General features: G+C 67.9%; 20 protein-coding genes and 1 pseudogene. 5 read left to right on the top strand and 16 right to left on the bottom strand.

The features are described from left to right. Nucleotides 1–1137, bottom strand: coding sequence for a glycosyltransferase (locus ACSQ2G_RS06500; protein WP_436029300.1), 1137 nt, complete (start codon nt 1135–1137; stop codon nt 1–3). Nucleotides 1138–1388: 251 nt separating this feature from the next. Here ACSQ2G_RS06500 and ACSQ2G_RS06495 point away from each other — a divergent pair, with 251 nt between their 5' ends. Further along, the gene (locus ACSQ2G_RS06495) at nt 1389–2471 is read left to right on the top strand and encodes an acyltransferase family protein (RefSeq protein WP_436029299.1); all 1083 of its coding nucleotides are present in this window, start codon (nt 1389–1391) and stop codon (nt 2469–2471) included. A 240-nt stretch (nt 2472–2711) separates the two neighbouring features. Here ACSQ2G_RS06495 and ACSQ2G_RS06490 read toward each other — a convergent pair. From ACSQ2G_RS06490 to ACSQ2G_RS06475, 4 genes and pseudogenes are all read right to left on the bottom strand, one after another. Next, nucleotides 2712–3176, bottom strand: a pseudogene (locus ACSQ2G_RS06490) (O-antigen ligase family protein); the annotation flags it as partial. A 691-nt stretch (nt 3177–3867) separates the two neighbouring features. After that, entirely contained in the window at nt 3868–5895 is a 2028-nt protein-coding gene (locus ACSQ2G_RS06485; protein WP_436029297.1) for an acyltransferase family protein, read from the bottom strand. Between the two features lie 166 nt (nt 5896–6061). Beyond that, nucleotides 6062–7132 (bottom strand): glycosyltransferase family 4 protein, encoded by a 1071-nt coding sequence (locus ACSQ2G_RS06480; protein WP_436029296.1) that lies wholly within the window; start codon nt 7130–7132, stop codon nt 6062–6064. A gap of 59 nt (nt 7133–7191) precedes the next feature. Further along, complete coding sequence (locus ACSQ2G_RS06475; protein WP_436029294.1) at nt 7192–8364, bottom strand: acyltransferase family protein; 1173 nt, start codon at nt 8362–8364, stop codon at nt 7192–7194. A gap of 239 nt (nt 8365–8603) precedes the next feature. Here ACSQ2G_RS06475 and ACSQ2G_RS06470 point away from each other — a divergent pair, with 239 nt between their 5' ends. Both ACSQ2G_RS06470 and ACSQ2G_RS06465 read left to right on the top strand, forming a co-directional pair. Next, nucleotides 8604–9365 carry a polysaccharide lyase gene (locus ACSQ2G_RS06470; protein WP_436029292.1) on the top strand — a complete coding sequence of 254 codons (762 nt, stop codon included), beginning with the start codon at nt 8604–8606 and terminating at the stop codon, nt 9363–9365. Between the two features lie 71 nt (nt 9366–9436). Next, nucleotides 9437–10465 carry a glycosyltransferase family 2 protein gene (locus ACSQ2G_RS06465; RefSeq protein WP_436029290.1) on the top strand — a complete coding sequence of 343 codons (1029 nt, stop codon included), beginning with the start codon at nt 9437–9439 and terminating at the stop codon, nt 10463–10465. A gap of 6 nt (nt 10466–10471) precedes the next feature. Here ACSQ2G_RS06465 and ACSQ2G_RS06460 read toward each other — a convergent pair whose 3' ends face one another. From ACSQ2G_RS06460 to ACSQ2G_RS06410, 11 genes are all read right to left on the bottom strand, one after another. Further along, nucleotides 10472–11917 (bottom strand): oligosaccharide flippase family protein, encoded by a 1446-nt coding sequence (locus tag ACSQ2G_RS06460; protein ID WP_436029288.1) that lies wholly within the window; start codon nt 11915–11917, stop codon nt 10472–10474. 81 nt (nt 11918–11998) lie between these two features. Beyond that, complete coding sequence (locus tag ACSQ2G_RS06455; RefSeq protein WP_436029286.1) at nt 11999–13945, bottom strand: acyltransferase family protein; 1947 nt, start codon at nt 13943–13945, stop codon at nt 11999–12001. Beyond that, the gene (locus ACSQ2G_RS06450; protein ID WP_436029284.1) at nt 13938–14954 is read right to left on the bottom strand and encodes a glycosyltransferase family 2 protein; all 1017 of its coding nucleotides are present in this window, start codon (nt 14952–14954) and stop codon (nt 13938–13940) included. The genes ACSQ2G_RS06455 and ACSQ2G_RS06450 overlap by 8 nt, the downstream gene beginning before the upstream one ends. Beyond that, nucleotides 14951–16270: a hypothetical protein gene (locus ACSQ2G_RS06445; RefSeq protein ID WP_436029283.1), complete on the bottom strand. Its 1320-nt coding sequence runs from the start codon at nt 16268–16270 to the stop codon at nt 14951–14953. Before ACSQ2G_RS06445 ends, ACSQ2G_RS06450 begins: the two co-directional genes overlap by 4 nt. Before the next feature lie 14 nt (nt 16271–16284). Next, nucleotides 16285–17607 carry an O-antigen ligase family protein gene (locus tag ACSQ2G_RS06440; protein WP_436029281.1) on the bottom strand — a complete coding sequence of 441 codons (1323 nt, stop codon included), beginning with the start codon at nt 17605–17607 and terminating at the stop codon, nt 16285–16287. Between the two features lie 48 nt (nt 17608–17655). Continuing rightward, nucleotides 17656–18792, bottom strand: coding sequence for a glycosyltransferase family 4 protein (locus tag ACSQ2G_RS06435; protein WP_436029279.1), 1137 nt, complete (start codon nt 18790–18792; stop codon nt 17656–17658). Then, nucleotides 18789–19553: a WecB/TagA/CpsF family glycosyltransferase gene (locus tag ACSQ2G_RS06430; protein ID WP_436029278.1), complete on the bottom strand. Its 765-nt coding sequence runs from the start codon at nt 19551–19553 to the stop codon at nt 18789–18791. The genes ACSQ2G_RS06435 and ACSQ2G_RS06430 overlap by 4 nt, the downstream gene beginning before the upstream one ends. Nucleotides 19554–20009: 456 nt before the next feature. Then, the gene (locus tag ACSQ2G_RS06425; protein WP_436029276.1) at nt 20010–21362 is read right to left on the bottom strand and encodes an O-antigen ligase family protein; all 1353 of its coding nucleotides are present in this window, start codon (nt 21360–21362) and stop codon (nt 20010–20012) included. Nucleotides 21363–21372: 10 nt separating this feature from the next. Continuing rightward, nucleotides 21373–22713, bottom strand: a complete 1341-nt coding sequence (locus ACSQ2G_RS06420) for an outer membrane beta-barrel protein (protein ID WP_436029274.1) — start codon at nt 22711–22713, stop codon at nt 21373–21375. Between the two features lie 31 nt (nt 22714–22744). Further along, nucleotides 22745–23221, bottom strand: a complete 477-nt coding sequence (locus ACSQ2G_RS06415; RefSeq protein WP_436029272.1) for a hypothetical protein — start codon at nt 23219–23221, stop codon at nt 22745–22747. A gap of 190 nt (nt 23222–23411) precedes the next feature. Then, nucleotides 23412–23993 (bottom strand): hypothetical protein, encoded by a 582-nt coding sequence (locus ACSQ2G_RS06410; RefSeq protein ID WP_436029270.1) that lies wholly within the window; start codon nt 23991–23993, stop codon nt 23412–23414. Between the two features lie 207 nt (nt 23994–24200). Here ACSQ2G_RS06410 and ACSQ2G_RS06405 point away from each other — a divergent pair, with 207 nt between their 5' ends. After that, nucleotides 24201–24794: a polysaccharide biosynthesis/export family protein gene (locus ACSQ2G_RS06405; RefSeq protein ID WP_436029268.1), complete on the top strand. Its 594-nt coding sequence runs from the start codon at nt 24201–24203 to the stop codon at nt 24792–24794. Between the two features lie 122 nt (nt 24795–24916). Then, nucleotides 24917–25759, top strand: coding sequence for a metallophosphoesterase family protein (locus tag ACSQ2G_RS06400; RefSeq protein WP_436029267.1), 843 nt, complete (start codon nt 24917–24919; stop codon nt 25757–25759). The last annotated feature ends 32 nt before the right edge of the window (nt 25760–25791 follow it).

Genomic DNA, 25791 nt, shown 5'->3' with positions numbered 1-25791 from the left:
TCAGTCGAACAGTTCGGCCAGCTGTCGCCCGATCCGCGGCCAGGCGAGGGCTTGGCCCAGCAGGACGCGGCCGCGAGCCGCCCGGTCGGACCACTCGGCCTTGGGCGTGGCGTAGAAGGCCAGGATCGACCGGGTGACGCCATCGAGGTCGACGGGCGTGGGGATCTCGACCGCCGCGAGGCCGGCGGCGATCAGATCGGCGATGCCGCCCGCCGGCGCCGCGATGACGGGTCGGCCCGCCATCCCCGCGATCACGGCCACGCCGCTTTGCGAATTGAAGTCGGTGTAGGGCATGAGCAGGGCGTCGCAGGCCGCGAGCAGTTCGTCGACCCGCTCGTCCGCGATGAAGCCCGTCTCCATGGTCAGGCCGTCGGGGCAGCGCGCGGCGATCGCCTGGCATTCGTCGAGATAGGTCGGGTCGTTGGGGTCCCTGCCTCCGGCCACGATCATCCGGACGGGGCAGCCGGCCGAGCGCGCGGCGATGACAGCCTCCATCGCCAGGGCGACCTGCTTGTTCCGGCGGATCGTGCCGAAAGCCAACAGCAGGTTGGAGCCCGGCGCCGGTCCCGCGGCGGGAACGTCGAAGGCGCCATGCGGCGTCACCACGATCTTGTCGGTGGGCACGTCGAACAACCGGACCAGCGGGGCCCGGCCCGCTTCCGACAGCACGACGATCACCGAGGCGCAGCCGTAGATGAGCCGATACCCCGTGCGCTCCAGCCAGCGCCAGCGCGCGGGTAGGCTCCAGGAATGGGGCTCGGGATCGTGGCAGACGAAGACGACCCTGGCGCCGGTCAGCCGCAGCAGCATCAACGGCCAGATCGCGAAGACGAACGGGTCGGGGATGCTGATGATGAAACGGTTGCTGACGAGGCGCGCCGCCAGCAGCGCGCCCAGGCCCCCCGCCACGCGGGCCAACGAAAGGAACGCACGCCGCGGGCGCGAGCCGCCGTCGACGAGTTCCCGGACCGGGCGGACGCGCCGGACATTGCCCAGATTGGCGGTGCGGTCTTCCGGATAGCCAGCCGGCGCGATGAACAAGACCTGGCTTCCCGCCGCCAGGCCTTCTACAAGCCCTTGGGCGTAGAGGCCGACCCCCGAGCGCCAGGCGCGCGTATAGACGACGATCCGCTTCAACGGTGGCGACCCCGATATTCGAATGGAATGGCGCCGGCCCAGTCGGACTGGGCCGGCGCCAGAGCCTTATCGCGCGACGAAGGCTTCCGCCAATAATCCGTCGCCTCGATCGCGCGGGAACGCACGGTCGGCCTTTGAACCGCGCATTCCCGGCGTGGTCCGGCCGTCAGGGTGTTCCACCGGGCGCCATCGCTTTCCAACACGCCCCGGGCGCGATAGTCAGAAACCTCTTCCCTGATGTTGGAGCCCGAATGGGACGCTACCTGCCGCAGATCGACGGGCTCCGCGCCGTGGCGGTGTCGGCGGTCGTGATCGACCATTGTTTCGGACCACGGATCCTGGTCGGCGGGCACATCGGCGTCGATATCTTCTTCGTCATCAGCGGCTTCCTGATCACGGGCCTGCTGGTCGAGGAAATCGATCGCGACGGACGCGCATCGCTGCGCGACTTCTATCTCAGGCGTTTCCTGCGGATCATGCCGGCCTTGCTCGGGGTGTCGCTCTTCGTCGTGGCGGCGCTGCTGGCCGGATCCCTTGTAGCCAGGCGGCTGGACCTCTGGGGCGAGTTGCGCAACGTGCTCTACACCTTGGCCAGCATCATGAATTGGGCCAGGGCGGCCGGCTGGACGGGGGGAGGCTTCCTGGGCCACGCCTGGTCGCTGAGCGTGGAGGAGCAGTTCTACCTGGTTTGGCCGCTGCTGCTGAACGCGACGGCCGGACGGCTCGATCGTCGGCGATACGCGATGGTGCTGATCGGGGCGATGCTGGCCCTGGCGGCCTGGCGAGGCTTCCTGGCCTGGGACGGCGCCAGCGCCGATCGCCTGTATAATGGGACAGACACGCGCGCTGATGGCCTGCTGCTGGGCGCGGCCCTGGCCCTGTCGGGGGTGCGGCGCCTGCCGGCCATCCTGCTCAAGCTTTGGCCCGTTCCACTGCTTTGCCTGGCCGTGGTCGCGGTTTCGACGCCCTGGTCCGCGCCGCTCCTGGCGTATGGCGGTTTCACCTTGGTGGCGCTTTGCGCGGCCTGGCTGGTGGCCCTGGCCGTGGACGATCGCGCCCCGTTCGTCCCGTGGCTGAAGTCGCCGTTCGCACTGTGGATAGGCAAGAGGTCCTACAGTCTTTACCTCTGGCACTATCCGATCCTGATGATCTTTTCGTTCGCGGGCGTGCGTTCGCGGCTCACCGACGTCGTGACGGTCGTGGCCTCACTCGTGGCCGCGCACCTGTCCTATGGGCTGATCGAGCAACCTTTCCTGCGCTTGAAGGGACGTTTCCAGGATCTCTGGGGCAAGCGCGCGCGGGGCGAACGAGGGGTACCGAACTCCGCCCCCTAGCCAGGGCAGGAGTCGCGGCGGGTGCGTCGGCCGCTTCTTCAGATAGACATAGTAGGCGGCGATGAAGATCGCCGACAGCACGGTCGAGGATCCAGACCACAGGTCTGGGGCGATGACGCCCAGAAGGGTGCAGGCGCAACCGGCCAAGGCCAGACCGTCGGCGTCCGCCCGCTCGAAGCCCAGGGCCTGGAGGAAGAAGCCGGAAAAGGCGCTGATGGCGCTGATGACCATGAAGATGATCAGCCCGATGACGCCACCGGTGTAGAAAACCCCCACCGCGCCGATATCCGAGAAGAAGAAGGTGGTCGTCGCCATCAGGTTGATGGTGTCGTCGCGGCTGCTGGCCAGCCCGACGCCGAACAGCCAGTAGTCCCGCGCGAAGTACTTGGTGGCCTCGTAGGACAGCGAGCGGATCGTGGCCGAGGAGTCGTTGTTGCCGAACATGTCGTAGGGCCGGAACGCTTGATCGTTCAGGCCGATGATCAACACCAGGGACACGACGAAGAAGGCCAGGAAGCAGAGGACTCCGACCCGCCTGGTGTTTCGCAGCACGACATAGGTGACGAGGGCGAAGATCGTGACCGCGGTGACCGCGCGGAAGTAGGAAAGCCAGATGCCGGCCGCGAACAGGCCGAAGGTCAACAGATAGAGCCACTTCTTGGCGACGAAGGCTCGGGTGAACGACAGGCATAGGCCGAACACCATCAGGGACGACATCATCGCGAAGCGCGAGGGGCGGCCAAGCCGCAGGTCGGCGGCGATGAACAGCTTTTCCGCGCCGGGATCCGTCGGCGCCTTCAGGCCTCCAAGGCCGAGACTGAGCGCCAGATAGAAAAGAGCGTAGACCAGCGCCACCCCGAACAGGACGTTGATCAGGGTCTTGCGCTCGAGGTTGACCAGGGCGGCGACGAAGATCACCGAGGAGAAGAGCCCGATATAGACGGATATGGCGTTGAGGTTGGCGTCGCGCCCCCAGGCGGTCGAGAACCAATAGACCTGCGACGCGGCGTAGATGGTCGCGACCACGCTCCACAGGACGATGCCGTACTGGCGATGGACGATGCAGATGGCCGAGGCCAGGCCAAGGGCCAGCAGCTCCAGGCCCAGGGCGACCGTGCGACCGTTGGGACCGGCGTAGAAGCTGATCCGGCCCTGGTGCGCCACGAACGCGATCAGGAATATCACCAGCGCGATCGTTGTCGCCAGCCTGGCCAGCCATGGCTTCGGTGTGGCGGTCGTTTGCACGAAATCGGCTTTACTGGAGTGGCTGAAGGACGGCGCGGCGATCGCTTCCGATCGCGGCGAATTGGTATCAGTGCGCATCAAGTCAGGCAACATCGGGGCGCCTTCAGGTCGCCGCGATGGTCGCGTCGTCCAATCAGTGCGCACCGCCGGGTCAACGGCGCTCGATCCGCTCCAGAGCCGCCGGCGGCGTGCGCAAGCTGAAACCTTCCGTGGCCGCGCCGGCCCCCGTCGCGGTCAGGTGCTGGAAGTCGAAATAGTAGAGCGTGTCGGGCGCGCCGTAGCGGCAGCCTTCCTGTCCGCACAGCCGCGCTTTCGTATCGAAGAAGGTGACGCCCGGGCGCGCGTTCGCGACCGAGCGCAGGAGGGGCGTGGCGGGATCCTCGAAGATCTCTTCGCCGCGGGCGGCGAATACGCCGGGCGTGCGTGCGAACCAGCGCTGCGCCGCTGCTCTGGCGGGGATCATGTCGCCGACGACGCGGCTGTAGGGATCGAACCGGAAGGACGGGAGGTCGTCGACCAGGATCACGCGCCGCCCGGCCGCCGTCAGGCGCGCCACCGTGGCGTCCAGGGCGTCGGCCAACGGAACGGTCGCGCCCCTATCGTCGGTCAGGCTCATGTCCGAGGGCCAATAGCCGGCCAGCACGACCACCTCGATCTCGGGGTGGCGCTCGACATAGGCGAAGGCCTCGCGCTGGAAGGCCTGGCATTGCGCCAGGTGACCTGTGCGGCCCGGCTCCTCCCGGGCGAAGCCCCACAGCGGCGGGCACGAGGACTTGGTGATCTGGCCAAAGCCGAAGCCCTCGCGGGCCGCCAGCGCCTTGAAGCCGGGCGCGATCGCGCTGCCATGGCTGTCGCCCAGCACCAGGACGCGAGGACCCGCGAAAGCCGGCAGGCAGGTCGCCGGATCCTGCGGCGATACGGCCCCGTAGGGCGCCAGGCAGCGGTCGGCCCGGGCCTCGCTGACCGTCCGGGACATCTGTCGCACGGCCGGCGAGAACCGGCCCGGCCAGCCGTCGGTCAGGAAGAAGAGCAGGGCGGGCAGCGCGATCAGCACCGCGACCGCGCCGTAGCGCACCAAAACGGCCTTCTCCCCGAGGACACGGCGACGGAAGGGCTGCTCCACCCACCGCCAGGAGGCCACGGCCGGGACCAGGGACAGCACCAGCAGCGCGATCGGCGGCAGGCCCTTGCCGTCCGGAGCAAGGATCCGGTTCAGGAAGAACAGCGGCCAGTGCCACAGGTACCAGGAATAGGAGATCTTGCCGACGAAGACGAAGGGGCTCCAGGACAGGACCTGGCGGTTGAACAGGCTGCCGGGGGCGGCGATCAGGATCGCCGTGGCGACCGTCGGGATCAGGACGTACCAGCCGGGGAAGGCGTAGGTGGGCTGGTAGAGCGCCATGGCCGCCACCAGGGCCGCCACGGCGGCGATCGCCGCCAGGTCGGCGATCGGTCGCGGGATCGTCCAGGTGTTCGCCCGGCGTTCGGACAGCGCCAGGATCGCGCCCAGGCCCAGTTCCCAGGCGCGGGTCGGCAGCAGGTAGAAGGCGGCCTTCGGGTTCAGGTGCGTCAGCGCGATCGAGCCGGCGAACGAGACCACGGTCCCCAGGATCAGGATCGGCATGAACAGCCGCGGCCTGATCCTCAGGCACAGCAGCACCAGGATCGGGAAGACGATGTAGAACTGCTCCTCGACGCCCAGCGACCAGCTCATCAGCAGCGGCAGGTGGTCGGAGGCCGGGTCGAAATAGCCGCCGGCGGTGAAGAACAGGAGGTTGGAGGCGCCGAAGACGGCGGCGAAGGCCTCCTTGCCCAGTTCCCGCAGCTCGAGCGGCGTCAGCAGTAAGGCGCCCAAGCCGAACAGGATGGTCAGCAGCACGTAGAGGGCCGGCAGGATGCGCCGAACCCGCCGGGCGTAGAACCGCGAGAACCGAAACTCGCCGGCGACGGCTTCGCGAAAGACCTGGCCGCCGATCAGGTAGCCGGAAATGACGAAGAACACGTCCACGCCGATGAAACCGCCGAGTAGTCCGTGGAAGCCGGCGTGGAACACCACCACGGCCAGCACGGCGATCGCGCGCAGGCCGTCGATGTCCGGCCTGTAGGCCCCGGTCAAAGCGGTTGGCGAACCGGCGGGCTCGGGGGCGCGGGCGGCGTTGGGCGCGGCTTCCTGGATCATGCGGGTCCGGTTGTCTTCGCTCGGCCGGCGCGAGGCAAGGCGTGAAGAGCTCCGCGGCGCGGGCGGGCCGCGCACGACGCCCGAGCGAGGCGGAAATCGCCTGCGGTCGCCCGCCCGTTGGGCGCAACGCCAGGAACGCGAAGCCTGGCCTGGACGGCGGACACGGTCACAGCGACCTGTAAAGCTCGGCGAACCGCTCGGCGCAGGCCGCCACGGAGAAATGCGTCTCGAACCGCCGCAGTCCCGCCCGGCCGTAGGCGGCGCGTCGCTCGGGCGACAGGATCAGGGCGGCCAGGGCCTGGGCTAGCTGCGCCGCGTCGTCGGGCTCGACCAGCAGGCCGGTCTCGCCGTCGAGGACCTGCTGGGGAATGCCGCCGATCCGGGTGGACACGACGGGAAGCCCGCGGGCCATGGCTTCCAGGATCGCCACGGGCTGGTTCTCGGCGCGGGAGGGCAGGACCAGCAGGTCGGCGCCGCGCAGCACCTTGTCGGCGCCGGCCTCGTCCACCCAGCCCGGAAAGGCGATCCTGTCGATCACGCCCGCGCGCTCGGCGTGGGCGCGGGCCGTCTCCAGGTCGCCATTGCCGCCGATCGTGGCGGTGAAGGCCAGGCCGTCGGCCTTGAGCCGGGCCAAGGCGTCGATCAGCACGTCCACCCCCTTGCGGTGGCCCACCTCGCCCAGGAAGGCGATCGCCGGCACGGCGTTCGGCGGGCGCGCGACGACGGGGGCGGCCGGCACGCCGTTGGGGATCTCGACCACCTTGGCGGCGGGTAACCGCAGCTCGGTCAGCATGAACCGCTTCCAGTGGTCGCCCAGGGCCACGACCGCGTCGGCCCGCGCGAAGAAGGCCCGCACCGCGGCCTGATGCTTGACTGGCAGGTCGGCGTAGAACTCGTCATAGCCGCTGCCGTGCAGGTGCAGGACCGTCCGCATGCCCAGGGCCTTGGCCACGCCCTGGTAGAGTTGCTTGCGCAAGGTCGATCCGCGCGGCGCGACATTGAGGTGCGCGACGTCGATGCGTCCGGCGGCGCATCTCACAGCGAAGGCCGCGAGGGCGAACGGGGCGGTGAGGTGCTTGAGCACGGCGTTGTCGCTGTATCGCGAGCGATAGACGTGCGTCTCGATGTCGGGAATGTGCGCCTGGATATGACGCGTCAGATAGGCCGTCACCCGCACGATCCCGCCGTGGCCCGAAAGACCTTCGGGGATGACGATCGCAACTCGTTTTCTTTTCACCGGGGCGTCCGTGCTTTGGCCGGGGCGTGTCTTCGGCGGGGAAGGCGTGAACAGCTGACCTATCCCTGGCTTTGCCCGGGCGGCTGCGGGGTCGTCAAGGACAAGCCCGCGCTCGGGGCCGGCGCCAGCGCCAGCGACGCGTCCGTGATCACCGCTCGAGGCTCGTTCCCGCGGCCGAAGGCGGATAGGCGGCCGAGCAGCCATTTTTCGACCGTCAGGTGGATGACCAGGGCCGTCGCCACGGCCGAGAGCGCCAGGATCACGAACATCGCTTCGGCCGGAAGGGGCAGGCGCTTCAAAACGCGCAGGGCCAGGGAGGCCAGAGGCTGGTGGATCAGGTAGAGGACGTACGACGAGCCGCCGGCGGCCTTCCAGAAACCGGGCGCGGGCATGGTCCAGGTCGCTTCGAGCCGAACCAGGCCGCCGATCAGCACCGCCGCGCCCAACAACAGCCCGATCGCGCCGAGCGGACCCAGGACATCGACCTCGTGCGGTACGCCCCGGCCGAACATCCACTCGATGCCGCACAGCAACAGCATAAGGCCGCCGCCCAGGCCGATCAGCGGCCAGGGCCGCGAGGCGCCGGGCGCGCCGGCGTTGGCCGCCACGATCATGCCCAGGCCAAAGCCCAGGTTCAGCGTACTGGTCACGACCGACCAGGATCCCATCCAGGGCACGGTGTCCGCGCCAGCGGCCAGGGCGTAGAGACCGGCGGCCATGCTGATCGCGATCCAGGCGCCGATGGCCCAGAACGCCTTGGGGCCGAACCACAGGGCCAGGGCGAAAAGCGCGTAGAACACCATTTCGTGGCGCAGGGTCCAGGAAATCGACAGGATGGCGTTGGCGTGAGGCAGCAGCAACAGGTCGGCCGCCACGCCCAGGGGCGTCAGTTCGCGCTGGCCGGCCATGGACGGGCTGACCAGAAAGGCCAGCAGCATGGCCAGGGAAACGGCCAGGAACATCGGAAACAGGCGCACGGCCCGTTTCACGATGAACCGCCCCACAGCGCCGGCCTGTCCCAAATCGGCGCGGTGGACGTGATAGATGATGAAGCCGCTCAGCACGAAAAAGTACGGGACGCCGACATGGCCCGGCCGGAAGATGTCGCCGAAGACTGTCACGCCGCGAAAGTCGGCGATCACGCCTGTGTAGTGGAACAACATGACGCCCAAGGCGGCGAAAAAGCGCCCAGCCTCCAGGGAAATCAATTTGTTGCCGCCGGAGCGCGCCATTATAGGTCCCTGTCCCTCAGTCGAGCCTGGCGGTGATTGCCCGTTCATCCAGCGATGCTCGTTTTTAAGATCGTATATGCGAAAGTCGTGCGTTGTAGTGTCTAGCGGCGGGTTGGACGCAGTTCCGATAGGGACAGTTCGCGCCCCTTTTCAGGCGAGGCCCCATGTCTGACTTCAAGACCCATGCCGCCGAACGGAAGCGGCGGCGCCGATGGATCGCATTGATTTTGGGCGGGAGCTTGGCCCTGGGTTCGATCGTGGCGGCGGCGGCGATGTCCACGCAGGAGGGACGGGAGGTCGTCGTCGACGCGGCCGACGCACTCAAGTCCGTGCCGCGTCACCTGCGCACCGAAAGCAACCCCGAACTGATCCGCGCCGAGAACCCGCGCTTCCAGGTGCAGAACGCCGGCCAGCCGTGGAACTACGCCGTCAAGGGCGCCTCGGCCCGCTTCGAGGTCCGTCCCGGCGACAGCCTGCCCGGCGACGGCAAGATCAAGGAGCGCTCCGAGATCGCGACCTCCCTGCGGATGAAGCCCGGCCAACCCTATGAGGTCTCCTTCAATCTGATGATCGAGCCGGGGCCGCCAAACACGGCGCGCTGGATGACCCTCAGCCAGATCCAGTCCACGCCCGACCCGGGCGAGCCGGGACATAGCCCGCCGTTCGCGATCGAGATGGTCGGCGAGCGTATGCGGATCATCACGCGCGACGATCCCAACCGCGTGGCCAGCCGCGAGACCACCACCTATCACGCGCACTACACCGACAGCCGACCGATCGAGCGCGGCCACTGGTATCGGATGCGCATCCGGGTGAAGTTCGGCCCGTCCGGCGACGGCTTCCTGCAGGTCTTCCGCGACGGCCAGCGACTGGTCGATTATCAAGGCCCCCTGGGCTTCGAAGACATCGTCGGTCCGTACTGGAAGCAAGGCGTCTACCGGGAGGCGGCCAAGGAGCCTTTCGCCGCCAATTTCAGGAATCTGAGCATCAAGCCGCTTTAGGCGAGCCTTGCGCGGCCTGCACGTGTCGCATCGGAGACGAGGTGGAAGGTCGAGATGACGGCGGAGTTCGCGTGACGCAAGGCCAAGCCAATCCCCGGGTCGCTGCGATCATCCTCAATTGGCGGGCGCCCGCCGACACCGTCCAGTGCGCGCTAAGCGCCGCGGGGTTGGACCACGAGAACCTGGACATCATCGTCTGCGACAACGCCTCCGGCGACAGCTCCTTCGAGGCGATCCAGTCCGGCCTGGCCGAGCAGCTCCCCGCGGTGAACCAGCAGCGCGTCGCCCGCGGCATGCGGCCCTTCGTCCTGGCGGCGCTGGAGGCCTCGACCCTGGCCGCCCCGCCGCGCGGCGACGACGCGAGCCGCCGGCTCTGGGTGGTCCAGACCGGGCGCAACGGCGGCTATGCGGCGGGTAACAATGTCGGCGCCCGCCTGGCCCTGGCCGAACCCGACGTCGAGTACGTCTGGATCCTCAACAACGACACCCTGGTGGAGCCCGACGCCCTGACCAAGCTGCTGGAGCGCACGGCCCAGGACCCGACCATCGGCATCTGCGGCGCCAAGGTGGTCTATCTCGAGAAACCCGATCGCGTGCAGTCGCTGGGCGGCGGACGCTTCCTGCGCGGCCGGGCGCGCTGCGAGCTGCTGGGCAAGGGAACCTCGGCGGAGGCCCCGGTCGACGCCGCCGCCATCGAGGCCAGTCTCAGCTACGTCAACGGCGCGGCGGCCCTGGTGCGGCGGACCCTGATCGAGACCGTCGGCTACATGGACGAGGGCTATTTCCTCTATTGGGAGGAGATCGACTGGGCGGTCCGGGCCGCCGGCCGCTTCCGCCTGGGCTATTGCGACGCCGCCAAGGTCTATCACCGGGTCGGCATGTCGATCGGCACCAGCGACGAAGGCCAGTCCTCGATGCTGTCGGACTTCTACCTGACGCGAAGCAAGTTCCGCTTCCTGCGGCGGCACTATCCGGCGTTGGTGGTCCTGGCCCTGCCGAACCTGGGCCGGGCGGTGCTCCGCGAGCTGCGCGCCGGCCGGCGCGACCGGGCTCGCAACCTGCTGGTCGCGGCGGCCGGCGGACGCTATTCGCCCGGCTGAGCGGGATCAGGCGCGGGAGCGCGCGAACCGGCCCTTCAGGCGCCGACCTTCCTCCACCAGGGGGTGACGGCACAGCACCAGGGTGACGGCCCAAAGCGCCACGCCCAGGGCGACGGCGGCGGCCACCTGCCAAAGGGGGACGGCCGGGTCGCCGTGGACGGCCAGCATCAAGGCGCCGGCGGGCGCGACCGCCGCCAGGGCCAGCAGCAGCGAGCGGCCATAGATCGGCACGACGTCGGCGGTCGTGGTCTGCGTCAGGCGCGCCAGGGGCGGTCGGTACATCAGGATCGCGGTCGCCGCGTCGGCCAGGCGCGCCGCGGCGGCGCCCAGCAGGCCGCCGAAGAAAGCGCCGCCGGTGAAGTAGGCCAGGCTCAGGCCGGCGCGGCGGTACTCGATCTTGACCTGCAGCTTGGTCTCGTCGCGGATGACGAACACCTCCCAGGTCATGGTCACGCAGGTCAGCAGCACGCCGGCCAGGGCCAGCATCGACAGCAGCGGGGCGGCCCCGGTCCATTTGGGACCGTACAGCAGGTGGACCAGCGGGCCCGACAGCACGGCGATGCCGGCGAAGGCGGGCCAGAGCAGGGCGGTCATGTTGGCCAGTATGCCCAGATAGGCGTCGCGCAACGAGCCGGCCTTGCGCTGTTGCTCGGCCAGGTCGGCGAAGACCACCTTGGTGAAGACCGTGTGGATGTTGTCCCAGATCACGCTGTGCAGCGAGGCGGCGCGCGAGAACAGGCCCAGGGCGCCGAGGCCCAGGATCCGCCCGAGGATCAGCTCGCCCAGGCGGGTCGACAGCGTGTTGACCCCGCCGATCGCCACCATCCGCAGGCCGAAGGTCATCACCGTGCGCCAGCGGGCCAGGCTCAGGCGCAGCGCGAAGTGGCGAAAGCCGAAGGCGTTGAGGATGGCCACGGCGGTGATCGCGCCCGCCAGGTTCCCCCAGGCCATGCTCATATAGCTGTGGCCGGCCAGCACGCCCAGGATCGTGACGCCCGACGCCACGGCCGCCTTGCCGGCCGAGGCCATGGCGATCTTGGAGAACTGCAGTTCGCGCTGCAGTAGGCCCGACGGACGCAGCTCGAAGATGCTCACCAGCGGCGCGACGGCGATCAGGGCCATGACCGATCCCACGCCCGGCTCGGAATAGACCCGCGCGGCGACAAAGCTGGCGGCGTAGACCAGCAGGGCCAGCAGGATGTTCAGCGCGGAGTTGACCGTGAACACCGTGTCGACCAGCGCCTTGTCCAGCTCCGGCTCGCGCACCAGCAGACTCAGCAGGCTGAAGGTCTGCAAGGTGGCCAAGAGGCCGTTGGTGGACAGGGCCACGGCGTAGACGCCCACCTCGTAGGGCGAAAGCAGGCGGGTGACCACGATCTGGGTGCCGAACTGCAGGCCAAAGAACAGGAGCTGCGCCCCGGCGCTCCAGATCAGATTGCGCCTAATGGACATCGAGCGCGGGCTCCGATTGCGCGCGCCCGCTGGTGGGCGACGCCAGGCCGGGCATAGGACGGCCGCGACGCGCCGTCGAGGTCATCGGGCCTGGTTCCGGACTTCGACGCCCAGATTCATCCGCCGCGCCACGACCCGAGACCCCGACTGGCTGAAGTGATCGTTGTCGAGATAGAGCGAGCGACCAGCGCTCACGACCTGGCAGCGCCGGGCGTCGCAGAGAACCTCGTCGAAACCGATGACCGGGACGATTCCCCGCCTTTCCACCTCCGTCAGGAACTTCAGCACGGGCGCGCGGCGCCGGGTGTACTCGTCGTGGTCGATGGCGCAGTTGGCGGTCGGAAAGACCGACCACAGCCCGGCGTGCAGCCGGTCGACGCAACGCCCGATATTGTACGGCGCCGAGGGCGGCGGCGCGACCAGCACCACGCGCTTGCCCTGCCGACGCAGCGCCTCCACGGTGCGGGCGAGGCCGGCCAGCAGCCGCGTGTCGTCCTGGGCGAATTCTTCCAGCCCGCCTGGCGTCCGGGCCAGCACGCGCCAGCCCCCGTCTTCGGCGCCGGCCACGTACTGGGTCAGGGCGCTGGAGAGGACCACGGTGTCGATCTCGGGACGTCGGCCCAGGTCGTCCAGCACCTGGCGATTGAAGCGCATGCAGCTTTCCGCCCAGGGGCGGTGATAGAGCGCGCCGTTGACCGGGGCCATGTCGAGGAATGGGCCGCAGACAGTGCGGGTCGCCTGGGCCACGCCGCCCGGCGCGGTTTCGGCCAGGCCGCCGGCCAGGTGCATGCCGAACGAGTCGCCCCACACCAGGGTCTTGGCGCCAGGCGCGCTCTGGCAGGCGGATTCGCGTCGGAAGTCGTCCTTGAACACGCAGCGTTCGTCCAGGCCGACATTCCAGTCCCGATCCGCCAGGTTCGGATGCGGCGTATGGCGCGCCCACAGCACCGAGGCGCCGACGACCACGACAGGGATGGCGATCAGGATGGCGATGGCCCGCCCGTCGACCTTGAACCGTCGCAGCGGCTGTTCGACCAGGCGGTACTGGATCTCGGTCAGCACCAGGGCGAGGACCACCAGCAGGGCGTTGACGACCCACGGCACAGGGCCGACGAAGACGTTGTTGGCGAAGGCGAACAGCGGCCAGTGCACCAGATAGAGCGAGTACGAGCGGTCGCCGATCGGGATCAAGGGCGCCAGGGCCCGGGCCGGTCGGACGATCTGGCCGCTGATCAGCAGGTTGGCGGTCGCCAGGCAGGCGACGCTGGCGGCGAGACCAGGATGTCCGCGCTGGTCGAAGACGAAGGGGATGACCAGCAAGGTCAGGGCGCACAGCGGCCGAAGCCAGAAACCGGCCTTGTCCAGCGTGACGCCGCGCCGGACGATCATCGCGGCCACCGACCCCAGGCCCAGCTCCCAGGCGCGGGTCGGCATGAAATAGAACGCCGCTGACGGGCTGCGCTGGACGGCATAGAGGCAGAGGACGGCGCTGGCGGCCGTCAACAGGACCCCGGCCAAAGGACGCAGCCGGCGCGGACAGATCACCGTCAGCAGCGGCAGGATGAGGTAGTACTGCTCCTCGATGGCCAGGGACCACATGTGGAGCAGGGGCTTGAGGGCCGCGCCGCTATCGAAATAGTCGATCTGCCGCCACAGGACGAAATTGGTGGTGAAGGTAAAGGATCCGGCCAGTTGCTGGACGAACTTGGCGTTTTCGAACGGGTCCAGCAGGAACGGCGCGACGGCCGCCGTGACGACCAGGGTCGCATAGCTGGCGGGCAACAGGCGGCGAATCCGCCGTGCGTAGAAGTCGCGGAAACTGAACCGCTCCGCCTCGGCTTCGCCCTCGATGATCCGCATCATCAGGTAACCGGAGATGACGAAGAAGATGTCGACCCCCAGGAAGCCGCCCGGCAGATAGATCAGGTGGGCGTGGTCCACCACGACGAGCAGGATCGCCAGGGCGCGCAGCGCCTGGATGTCTGGACGAATGATCGAGCGCGGGGTCGCCGCGGCCTGACTAGTCATGCCGACTGGCGGGCTGGGCCAGGGTGACGGCCTCGAGCGCCTGGGCCGGCGCGACCCGTCGCCGGAAGAAGCCGGTGATCAGGCTCCAGGCGCCGACGTTCCAGGCGACCAGGGAATAGAGGCCCAGGCTGGGCGATCCGCGTCGCCAGCTCAGCAACGCCAACGGCGCCAGCAGCAGCAGGGCGAAGGCCGCGGCGCGCGTGGCCAGTGGGAAGGGCGCGACCAGGCAAGCGATCAGCAGCGCCCACCAGGCCATCACCGCCAGGCTGTTGCGGATGTGCCCCAGGCGGCGGAGCACCAGCGGTAGGTGCGGCCGGCCCAGCGCGCCGCGCAGCACCTCGCCGGCCGCGCCCGCATAGCCTGACTTCAGCCGCCGCCAGAGCATGCGGTAGCCCTCGGTCTGGTGGCCGTAGTGGTCGACGGCGGGATGGTCGATCCGCGCCAGCTTCCAGCCCTGGGCGCTCAGGCGGGCGGCCAGCTCGAACTCCTCGAAGGCGTGCAGATTGCGATCGGCGAAATGGCCGACCTGGCGCACGGCCGCCACGCGGTAGAGGCCGCCGCAGTCGAGCCGGTCGACCAGGCCCGGTCGCCAGTTGCGGTCGTTGTTCACGGCGCTCGCCCGGATCTGGAACTCGTGGCCTTCGACGTTCATCTCGCGGACCAGGCCGCCGACCGCCGCCAGGTCCGGGTTGGCCTCCAGGTGCGCGATCGCGGCGGGCAGGAAGCCGGGGTCCAGCACCATGTCGCCGTCCAGCAGATAGAAATAGTCGCCATCCGCCTGCTGGAAGGCCAGTTGCGCGCCAGCCCCGCACGAGCGTTCGGACGGGTCAGCCAGTTGGACGATGCGGACGGGCAGGGTCGAGGCGATCTCCAGGGTCCGGTCGGTGGAGCCGGAATCGGCCAGAACGACCTCGCCGCCGAACGGCTCGGCCGCGCGCAGGGCGCTGGTCAGCGCCTCGGCGATGCGCTGTTCCTCGTTCAGGGCCTTGACGCCGATGGTCAGCTTCATGGCTGGAGCTCCGCCAGGGCGACCGCCCGCCCGGCTCCGTTTCGCCAGCGCGCCGTCTCCCGCCAGATCCACAGCGCGAAGACCGCCTCGCCCAGCAGCACGCCTCCCAGGGAATAGAGCGGGCCGCCCAGGATCAGCAGCGCCAGGACCCCGACCAGGGAAACGCCGCACGAGATCATGCTGGCGTGGGCCAGCGGCTTGAACTGGCCGGCGGCCTGGAGCAGGACGCTTTCGGCCGTCCGCGCCGTGCGCACGCCGGCGATGGCCAGCCACAGCAGGGTTCCGATCATCAGATAGTTTCTGTCGTACTGCTTGGGGAACAGCAGGGTCGGTCCATAATGCATCAGGGCCAGCGCCGCGAGCACGGTCGCCGCCCAGGCCGCGATCAGCATGATCCGAAAGAAGCGCATGGTGGCCAGCGCCTCGCGTCCATCGTCCCGCGCCAGCTGGCGGGCCATCTGCGGACGCTCGAATTCGGTCAGGGCGTTGGTGACCACGCTGATCGGCCGCATCAGCAGGGCGCTGGCGGCCAGGGGGGCGAACGCGGTCGCGCCGCTGATCAGGGTGACGATATAGGCGTGGGCGTTGGCGGTGGCCTCCGTCGTCAGCACGCCCGTCAAGGACCAGCCGGAATGCTCGCGCCAGACCCGCCCGTAGTCGGCGATGGCCTTGAGCGAGACCTCTCCGAACTGCTGCTTCAGATAGCGGAGGCCGAACGGGGCCAGGCTCAGCGCCGCCCCGGCGACCAGGCTGACATAGGCCGCCGCGGCGGAGGTGGCGTGGGTGACAGCCACCACACCGACGCCGGCCAACAGCACGACGGTGTAGATGATGTCGGAGGTCATGGTCCGCCATGGCCGGCCCGTGGCGTAGGCGTAGGCGCGCGCGAACCACCGCAGCAACATCGCCATCGCGTAGGCGGCGAACAGCAGGCCGGCCAGGGGATCGGCGTGCAGGACCGCGCCCAGCCCGGCGAAGATCGCGAGGGCGACGAGCGCCAGCGCCAGGTTCGTCGACATCAGGCAGCGCCGCGTCGGGCTGTCACGGACTTCGTCGCCCGACAGCAGGATCGGCATGGGCGCGCAGAACAGCGCGCTCCACAGTCCCAGGCTGAACTGGGAGGCCACCAGCAGGAACGAGAACGCCCCGAAGGCCCCGGGATCCAGCACGTGCAGCAGCTGCACGGACACCACGAACTGGGCGCCGGCGCTGCCGACCGGTCCGATGGACGCCAATCCGTAGCGCACGGTCTTGCCGACCAGGCGCGCCAGCGGCGGCCGCTCCGGTCGCGGCGATGCGGAATCAGGGGCGGGCATGGCGTCGGGCTGGATCAGGCGCGGGCCGTCGACCTGCGGCGCGAAGACGATCCTTCGCGCCGTTCCGGCGACGGCGCCCGCGCCGGCTTGGATGATCGGCGCGTGATCACGCCGGTCAGGGCGATGGTGAACATCAGGAAGACCTCGATGATCGTGTCGCGCTCCAGCAGGCTGGATTCGGTCATGTTGTGGCCCGCGCAGAACACCAGCATGGCGATCAGCATCGCCAACTGGGACCGCCCGGCGACACTACTGCTCAGCAGTCTCGCGGCTGGCGCGATGATCGTGGCGATCACCGCCAGGACCAGGCCCGGCAGGCCGATCTGGACCAGCAGGTCGATATAGCCGTTGTGCCCGTTGCCCAGCTCGCTGACCCAGTTCTTGGTGTATTGGTAGACGGGGCTGTTTTCGCCGATGTTCCAGAACGAACCGTAGCCGGAACCGGTGAACGGGTGGTCCTGGGCGTAGTTGAAAAGGTGGGGCCAGATCTGCACGCGCCCTGTCAGGGCGTCCTGGCGTCGGAACGGGCCAAGCATCTCATCCCACCATTTCATTGAGCTCAGCATCGCGAAAATGCTGCCGATGAGCAGGATCGGGATCAGCGCGATCCGATATTTCGGCTTGAACCGCAGGGCGACCGCGCCCGAGACCAGGGCGGTGACCAGCATGCCCATCGAGGTCTTCGATTGGGTGCGGAACAGGTAGTAGGCGGTCGCCACGATGATGGCGACCCGCAGCGCCGGCCACATGCGTTGGCCGCCGAAGGTGAAGATCAGGATGGTCATGGCGCAGATGGCGCCGGTGAAGTTCTTCTGCGGGAGCAGCCCGCGCCAATCGCCGACCAGGCCCGCGTCCATCGAGTCGGCGAGGCTGTGCACGGCCGACGGCGAAACCGCGATCGCGACATAGTTGGCGACCAGAAGGGCGGTCAGGAAGATCATCAGAACCTTGATCGTCCGGTCGTAGCCGCAATCGTCGATCACCAGGAAGATCGTCCAGATGATCATCGTGGTCAGCAGCAGGCGACGAAAGCTGATCATTGGGTCGATCGCCCAGGTCACGCTCAGCCAGCACCAGCCGATCGCCAGCATCAGCGATATCGGCACGATCAGCAGCTTTCGCCATTGCTGGAGAATGCCGACCGCCCACAGGGTGGCGGCGAAGAGGATGGCGTAGGTGACTTGCCGGAACATGTTCCCGTTGCCGGTCATCGGGCCGCCCGCGGTGATGATCGGAGCGACGACCATCAGGGTCAGCAGCACGAACAGGATATAGGCCGTCGGAATCAGGAACGGCCGGGGGCCTGTCCTGCGTCGATGCTCGCCGGTTTCCGTCATGTCACGCCCTCCTGTTGCGGCTGGGGTTTAGATGAATGCAGGCCATGCTCAGCCCATGAGCTGTTCGTAAGACGTAATCATGGCGTCGTAGGTCGCCGCGGCGCCCAGGGCGGTCGCTTGTGAGACGGCGGCGGCGTAGTGGACGGGGTCGTCCAGCAGCCGCAGGATTTCGCGCGCCAGCGAACGATCATCGTGCAAGCCCACGACCACGCCGCAAAGCGCGCCGTCGGGCGCGGTGACGCCCTCGATCTGGACCTGTGCGTCCGAGACGACCAACGGCATGCCCAGCTTGGCGGCTTCGATCAGGGCCAGGCTATGGCCCTCGAACAGGCTGGGCTGAACGAAGACGTCGCCGCCGGCCAGGATCTCCAGCGTCTCGGTGCGGGGATGAAAGCCGAGGAACTGCACGCGGTCGGTCACGCCGAGTTCGGCCGCCAGCGCCTTGAGGGCGGGCCCTTCCGATCCGTCGCCAACGATGCGCACGACCACGTCCGGCATGTGGACGGCGGCGCGGATCAAGACCGGATAGTTCTTCTGCTCGGCCAGGCGGCCGATGGCGACGACCAGGCGCCCGGTCCGCCGACCCAGGCGCGCCTCGGCCAGGCGGGCGATCCGCGCCTCGACATCGGGCGGCAGGGCGTTCTTGATCGTCGTCAACTTGCCGCGATAGGCAGCCGGCTTGCCCTGGTGCGTGCGCCGCACCGCTTCGGACACCCCTACGATGTGAGCGACGCTGGAAAGGGAGCCGGTCAGGCCATCGACGAGGTTGAGGGCGCGATTGTAGGTCTCGGACGGAGAATGGTGGGAGGTGACCACGCGAACCCGGCGGCGGGCCAGGGTGGCCGCGACCGGCGCCAGGACATTGGCGGCCGGCAGGGCCGTGAACACGATGTCGGCCTCGAACCCGTCGAACAGGCGCGCCAGGTCGCGGATCATGGCCAGCTTGGCGCCGAGCGACGCGGGCCTCTCGAGCACGGCGTAGGTCCAGGTGGCCGGAGGCGTGAGCTCCTGGGGGGGAGAGTCGCCGGGGTAAAGCGCCGCGAGCATGACCTGGTGGCCGCGCGCGCGCAGGCCCTCCGCCAGATTGGCCCAGATCTCCTGGGCGCCGCCGGAGGTCGAATGCGAGACCAGGAGCACGATCCGGCGGGCCCCGGAAGACGCGTCTTCGATCGGCCTCGCGGTCACGGCGTCTTGGCGTCCGTCAAGGCCGGCGCGCTATCAGTGGTCTGGGTCGCCAGATAGAAGAGCGCCGGCAAGTTGGTTCTGAAATACCGCCCGCCCAGACGCAGGGGCTCGTTGATCGTCCGGTGCAGCCACTCCAGGCCGATGATCTGCATCCAACGCGGCGCGCGTTTGAACTTGCCGGAATAGTGGTCGAACATCCCGCCGCAGGTCCGGATCCAGCCGATGCCCGAAAGGCGCTCGCGATTCCTGTGGGCGAAGGCTTCCTGCAGCGGACTGCCGAGCCCGACCCACATCACATCGGTCTTCAGGGCCACGGCCTCCGCGCAGATCTCAGCCTCGTCTTCCTGGGTGAAGTAGCCGTTCCGGACGCCGACGATCTCCAGCTCCGGATAAAGCGCGCGAAAGTGTTCGGCGGCCTTTTCGGCGACGCCGGGCTTGGCCCCGAGAAAATAGAACTTCAGGCCTTCGCGTGCGGCGACATTCGCGGCGTCGTTGATGAAATCGGTGGTGGCCACGCGTTCCCTCAACGGTTCGGCGCAGAGCAACTGCGTGGCCATGACCAACGGCATGCCGTCGGCGTCGACAATGTCGGCCTCGAGGATCAGGTCGCGAAACTCGGGGCTACGATGGAAGTCCGCGATGACCGCGCCGTTCGAAGAGACCACTATGCGTGGATAGCCCTTCTTGCCCGCCCGCGCCGCCCGGCTGTCTTCCAGCATCACGGCCGCGAGTTCCGCGCGGGTCAGGCGCGTGGTGGGCACTCCGCCCACCAGGAGAGTGCGCAACGCCCCCGACCTATCTGGCATGCAGTTCGCCAATCCTGAACAGACTCAACGCCATGACTTCGGTCGATATCCTTTGCGTCCGCTCGGAGGTCGCATTTTCTGTCCGGATCACGACTCTGACGCGCAATCGCGAAGACAGAGCGAGTGAAATCAAAAGGCTTTCGAGACCAACACTTCCGAGACGACGTCGCCGGATCTACATGTCCGAAAGGCCACCCCATACACAAGCGTATCGTGTCGTTTTTGATATGTCCTTGTGGTCTCGATCAATTTTTTGCCACCTCACAACGCCCGACGCGTTCGGAGCGCACTCGGGCGGGCGTTGGCCGCGTTCCCAAATCCAAGACCTTGTCGGAGATTTGCAGGCGCCGCTCAAGAGGTCAGATTAAACCAAACTTATCGGGCAATGGTTAAGCCTTATCAACTTCGAGGCTAGCTTCGCCATTGCGTGAACGCGAACTGCAGGCCGAGCAGAAAGGCCCAGAACGCGGCGATGGAGGGCACCTGCAGCGCGTAGTCGGTGGTTCCATGAAGCAGCACGACCGCGCTGGAGGCCACCAGTCCCCGCGCCAGCGTCTTGCCGGAGCGCATCTTCGAGACATGGAGGGCGGAGATCAGCGTGATCGCGGCCACCAGGGCGAACATCGGCAAGGCTCCGGCGACGCCCGCTTCCTCCAGCCACTGGATGTAGACGTTGTGAGCGGCGCGGATCGACCACAGAACGGAATAGTTCTCCGTCGTCAGAGTCTGGCCGTTGACGTCGTTGAACGATCCAAGCCCATGTCCGAACACGGGCGAGGCAAGGAAGGCGTTCCAGTGGGTGGAGAAGATCAGGCCGCGAATCGTGGCGTCGGAATCCAGTTCGTCCACGCGGGTCCACATGGGAATCGAAGCGACGCCGACCACCGCCAACGCCGCCGCGGCCAGAGCGAGGTCGCGCGGACGAATGGTGATGCGGATCTTGCGCTGGGAGGCGAGATCCCACGCCAGCAGGACAAGGATCGACACGCCCGTCGCGGCCAGGCCCATGCGGGAGGCGGTCAGCACCAGGCAGGTGGCGATGAAGAGGAGGCTTCCGGCCGGCGTCGCCAGCTTGCGCAGCCGGTCCCCTTGGTCCAGCCGCGCCGTCCGCCGCAGCTGTCGGAGGAGGAAGGCGGTGGTGATCACCGCCAGCATGCCGAAGACGGTCGCTCCGCTGTTGGCGCTCAGGAAGCCGCCGGATAGCCGGCCCTTGACCTGGAGGCCGGCCAGGAAGAAGGCGATCGACAAGGCGGCGTAGACGCCGCCGAGCAGGACGATCCAATCGATGCTCGTACGAGCCCGTTCGCCACGCGCGCCGTGAACGCAGCCCACGGCGAAGACGCTAGCCAGGCCGCAGAGCTTGACGATTTCAAGCCAGGTCGCCGATCGGTTGATTGTCAGGACCCCGGGGGCGCCCGCCAGCGCCCACACGGGGGCGGAAGCCGGCGAGGCCGGGAGATAGAGCGTCAAGAGAGCGACGGCCAGGACGGTCGCAAATAGCCCCAACAGAGGCCAGACAAAGCCCAACTCGGCCAGTTCGTTCCGGACGCGCGGCCGGGTCAGAGCCGCGCATAGCGCCAGGGCCAGCGCCAGGGAGAAGCCCTGGGCCATGGCGGTCTGGTTCGCTCCGGCCGCCAGATGGGTCAGGTAGAGCCCGGCGGGCGCCGCGGCCAGGGCCAGCCTCCGCCACCGTGTCCCCGCCGAGGCGGGCGCGCGCGGAGCCAGGAGGCGCCGATGGCGACGCCGCGCTTGCCGGGAGGCCATGGCGGATCGGCTAGAATTGGGTCGTCAGCGAAAGGGCGACCCGATCGACCGTATAGTTGGGGCCGCTGCTGGTTCCGTCGGACGATTGCTTGGTGCGATAATAGCGAACGGTGAGGCCCAGATTGCGATTGACCAGATAGTTGCCGCCGAGCGCGAACTCGGTCCGGTTGTCTTTGCGGTCGATGCCGTTGTAATCGTCGTTGGCGTGCTTCACGCTGGCGCTCAGGATCACGTTGCGCAGCAGTTCGTGGTCGACGCTCAGGCCGAAGTCGGTGGACAGATAGCCGCCCGCGCCGACGACGCCGGCGTCTTCAATGCCCCGCGCCGCCGTGGCCGTGACGGTGGTGAGTTCGGTCGGGAACCATTCCACCTGGGTGCGCGAGCCGAAGCCGTGGATGTCACCGTAGGCGGCGTTGTCGAACGACTGGCTGATGTAACCGACCGCCACTTCGCCGCGGACGACGGCGCCCAGCTCGAAGTTGACGCCGGTGAGCAACTCATAGCCTTTCGAGTCCCGCGTCGGCGTGGCGATCGAAGCGGTATCGTAGTTGCGCTTGTTGCCGGTGGCCGCGACGAAGACCGCGGTCGCCGGACTGACGGCGTAGTCCACGCGGCCCTGCAGGCTGGTGTTGACGCGGTCGCGCGCGTCCTGATCGATGACGACGCCGTTCAGGTCGAAACCGTCCTTGTAGTCATAGGATTGGATGTCGGCGCGGGTCATCAGCTTGGTGCGGCCCACGATCCGGGTGGCCGACGCGTAGGCCTGGGCCTGGTCGTACTTGATCGGGTCGCGGGCCGATACCGCCGTGTTGGACGAGGTGCGCGGCTCGATCGCCTTGATGTAGTCCGCGCCCGCCGCGATGTTGAACTCGCGCAGGACATCGACGCGACCAGTGCCGCCGATGCTCCAGTTGTTGGCGTTTTCGCTGTGGTACTTCTCGTTGCGAATGAAGTCGCCGCGGACGTAGGCGTTCAGCTGATGCCGCGACCAGTTCGAATTGAGCGTGGCCGAGGGGCGGGCATGGAAGGCCCAGTCGCTGACCGGCCCCGTCTCGACGGCGAAGACATTGTCGCTGTATTCGTTGTCGAGCTGAAGGCGGGGAAACAGCGCGAATGCGCCAATAGAGGTGCCCAGCGCTTCATATTCAGGGTGCGGACGGTCCAGGACCGCGACGCTGCGATCCCGGGCGAACAGGTCGCTGGTGCGAGCCTGGGCCGAATCGAGCGCTTGGCCGAACGAAATCGTAGGGCAGGCGCTCGCCGCGACGGCGAGAATGAAACAGGCCTTGGCGGCGTTCATTTTAATGTCGGTCGCCCGCATGCGGCCAAGCCCTTCGTTTCGTTCAGTCACTTTGCACCTTCGATCAGTTTTTTGTCGGCCGTTAGGCCGAACGGTAGTCCGAACCGCCGCCGCCGCCCGTGGCGCCCGGAGCCGAGATCGGCGGACCGCCCGTGGGGCCGATCGCGCCGGGGCCTTCCTGCACCTTTATGGCCGCTTGAACCTTGGCCAGAACCTCGGCGAGGGCGGCGGCGATCGCGGGGGTCAGGGTTCCCGCGGCCTGCATGTTGGTCTGGGTAAGCTGCAGCGCGGCCACGGCTGTGAGCGGCTCGACGCCGCTGGTGGCGATGGTCTGCTCCAGGGCCGTCACGATGACCGCCTGGGTCGCGTCGGCCGGCAGCGCCTTCGACTTGGCGCTGGCTTCCGCAGCCAGGGCCGCGATCGCCAGGGCCGACGCCAGCGGGCCGGGATCCGGCGTCGGCGCCTGGGCGACGGCGATAAGCGGCGAAGCTGCGAGGCCCATCGCCGCGGTGGTCGCCATCGCACGCATCGCGATGGCCACGAATGTGTTTCTGTTCATTCCAAATCCCCCTCACCGCGAAGCTCAGTTCGCGGCTCATCGGCCCACCAGCAAAGGCGGCGCCAATCCCCTCTCGATAGCGGTAAGCCCGACTGCCGCAAAACGTGTAAATCTACGGCTTGGGCGTTTACTATAACTTCAAAACCAACGCAACATCCACGAGTAAGCAGAGAATACGAAGAATAATCGACTATTCTGCCGCTTTTGCGAGCAGGCCGTGATCTCTCAGCGCATCGTTGTGACCTGAGCGCTCGACCAAAGCGGCCGCCCATCGCCCGGCTGGATTGTGGATGGCGCGAACAATGTCGGGACCGCCACTGTGATAGCGGGCGAAATTCCTCATTTCACCCGCCGCCCGGATCCTCAAGGCGGGCGTCATTTCGGTCCAGTGTTCGAAAATGAAACGCAGGCGCCAGCGCGTGACGTCGGGACCGAGCGGCGCGGCCTGGTAGGATTTGTCGAGATAGTCGAGGGCCTGGGCGTCCAGCGTCCGGGTCCCGAGCTGCCGCACATAGGCGCGCCGCAGCCAAGCGTTCGCCGCGGTCGGCGCCTGCGCCAGCGCCGCCTGGCTTTCCCGGTCGGCCTTGATGGTCTGGGGATACTGCGCCAGGAGCGCCTGATCCGCGCGCATCTCGTGGACGGGCGCAAGGTCGGGGCTGATCGCGTTCGGCCACGCCAATCCCGCGGTGGTGAGCGCCGCGCCGCCCGCGGCCGCAATCGCCAGGACGGCGATAGCGGTCGTTTTCAATGTCCTGGGCGTCATCCACGCCATTCCTGGCCTCTTCGTCGGTCGATGCGCCGGCATCTGCGTCGCGCAATATTGCTACTCTATTATGATCGCGGACTCGCGGCGGCGAGCAATTCATATCGCGCGCGTGGCCGTGCAGCCCAGCCCCTTGCTAAAGTCGGGCCTGTCTGCTTTTGAACAAGCTATCGCCACACCGCTATGGTTTCGACGGTCGGAAAGAGGATTTCGATAATGCGGCACTTCTTGCGTCTCTTCGCCATGAGCCTTGTTCTGGCCTTCGGAGGCGTCGCCTGCGCCCAGACACCCGCCGCCCCGGCCACGACCGCCTCGGCCGCGGCCAGCCCCGACGCCGTCATCCGGGTGGTGCCGGAATATCGGCTGGGCGTGGCGGACAAGGTGCGGGTCAATGTCTTCGGCGAGGAAGCCCTCACCGGCGAGTTCCTGGTCGGCGGCGGCGGCAAGGTCTCGCTGCCGTTGATCGGCGAGGTGCAGGCGGCCGGCCTGACGATTTCGCAATTCCAGCAAGAGATCGGCAACGAGCTGCGCAAGGGCTATATCAAGGAGCCGCGCGTCAGCGCCGAGGTCCTGAACTATCGCCCGTTCTACATCCTGGGCGAGGTGAACAAGCCCGGCGAATATCCCTATACCAACAATCTCACCGTTTTGAACGCTGTGGCCACGGCCGAGGGCTTTACCTATCGCGCCAACAAGCGCGTGGTCTTCATCAAGCGCGCCGAGGACCCGGCCGAACAGTCCTATCCGCTGACGCCGCTGACGAAGGTCGCCCCCGGCGACACCATCCGGATCGGCGAGCGTTATTTCTAGGCTTCAGCATTTTGACTTTGGATCGTTACCCTTGCTCCGCACCAACGTCTCGCCCCGCCGCGCGCCTGGTCGCCTGTCGGGGCGGGCGCGTCTCGATGGGGTCATGACGGATTGGATGGGGGATGATCGGTAACTGGTTAGGGCGTCGGAAATCGTCGAACGCCGGCCCGACCGCCAGCGTGCCGCCCGGCACGCTGGTGTGGACGGTCGGCGACGTGCATGGACGGCTGGATCTTCTGCGCCCCCTGCTCAGCGCCGTCCTTGAAGATTTCGACCGCGGCGCCGAGACCCGGAAGGTGCTGATCTTTCTTGGCGACTATGTCGACCGGGGCCCGGAGTCCAAGGGCGTGATCGACCTGCTGTGCCGCCTGGCCGACGACGGACCGGTCGAGACCATCTTCCTGCGCGGCAACCATGAAGACCGCATGGCGGCCTTCATCGAGGATCCCGGCATCGGCCCGACCTGGTGCGACTACGGCGGGCGCGAGGCGCTCCGGTCATACGGCGTGACGGCGCCGACCGATCGCGCCGACAAGGACGCCTGGGCCGCGGCGTCGGCCGAGCTCAACGCCGCCGTCAGTGATCGCCACCGAGCCTTCCTTCGGGATCTGCGGTTCAGCGTCAGCGTCGGCGACTACTTCTTCGTGCACGCTGGCGCGCGACCCGGCGTGCCGCTGGACCAGCAGTCCCGGCACGACATGATGTGGATCCGGCAGACCTTCCTGGACGACGGCCGGGCCTTCGAGAAGATCGTCGTTCACGGCCACACGCCGACCGACGACATCCAGTCCGATCATCGCCGGATCGGCCTGGATACGGGCGCCTACGCCACGGGCGTGCTGACCGCCGTGCGCCTGGAAGGCGCCGAACGCGCCGCGCTGCAGACCGCCATGACGGGTTCGGGCGTGGAACTCTGGCGCAGCGAGATCGAGACCAGCAAGGGCGCGAAACGCTCGGCGCGATAGCGAGGCGCGCTCTTCTTCGTACGTCCGGAGCG

It is taken from the genome of Caulobacter sp. LjRoot300, assembly GCF_964253875.1.
Classification (GTDB): Bacteria; Pseudomonadota; Alphaproteobacteria; order Caulobacterales; family Caulobacteraceae; genus Caulobacter.
This window is presented reverse-complemented; position numbering and strand designations above follow the sequence as displayed.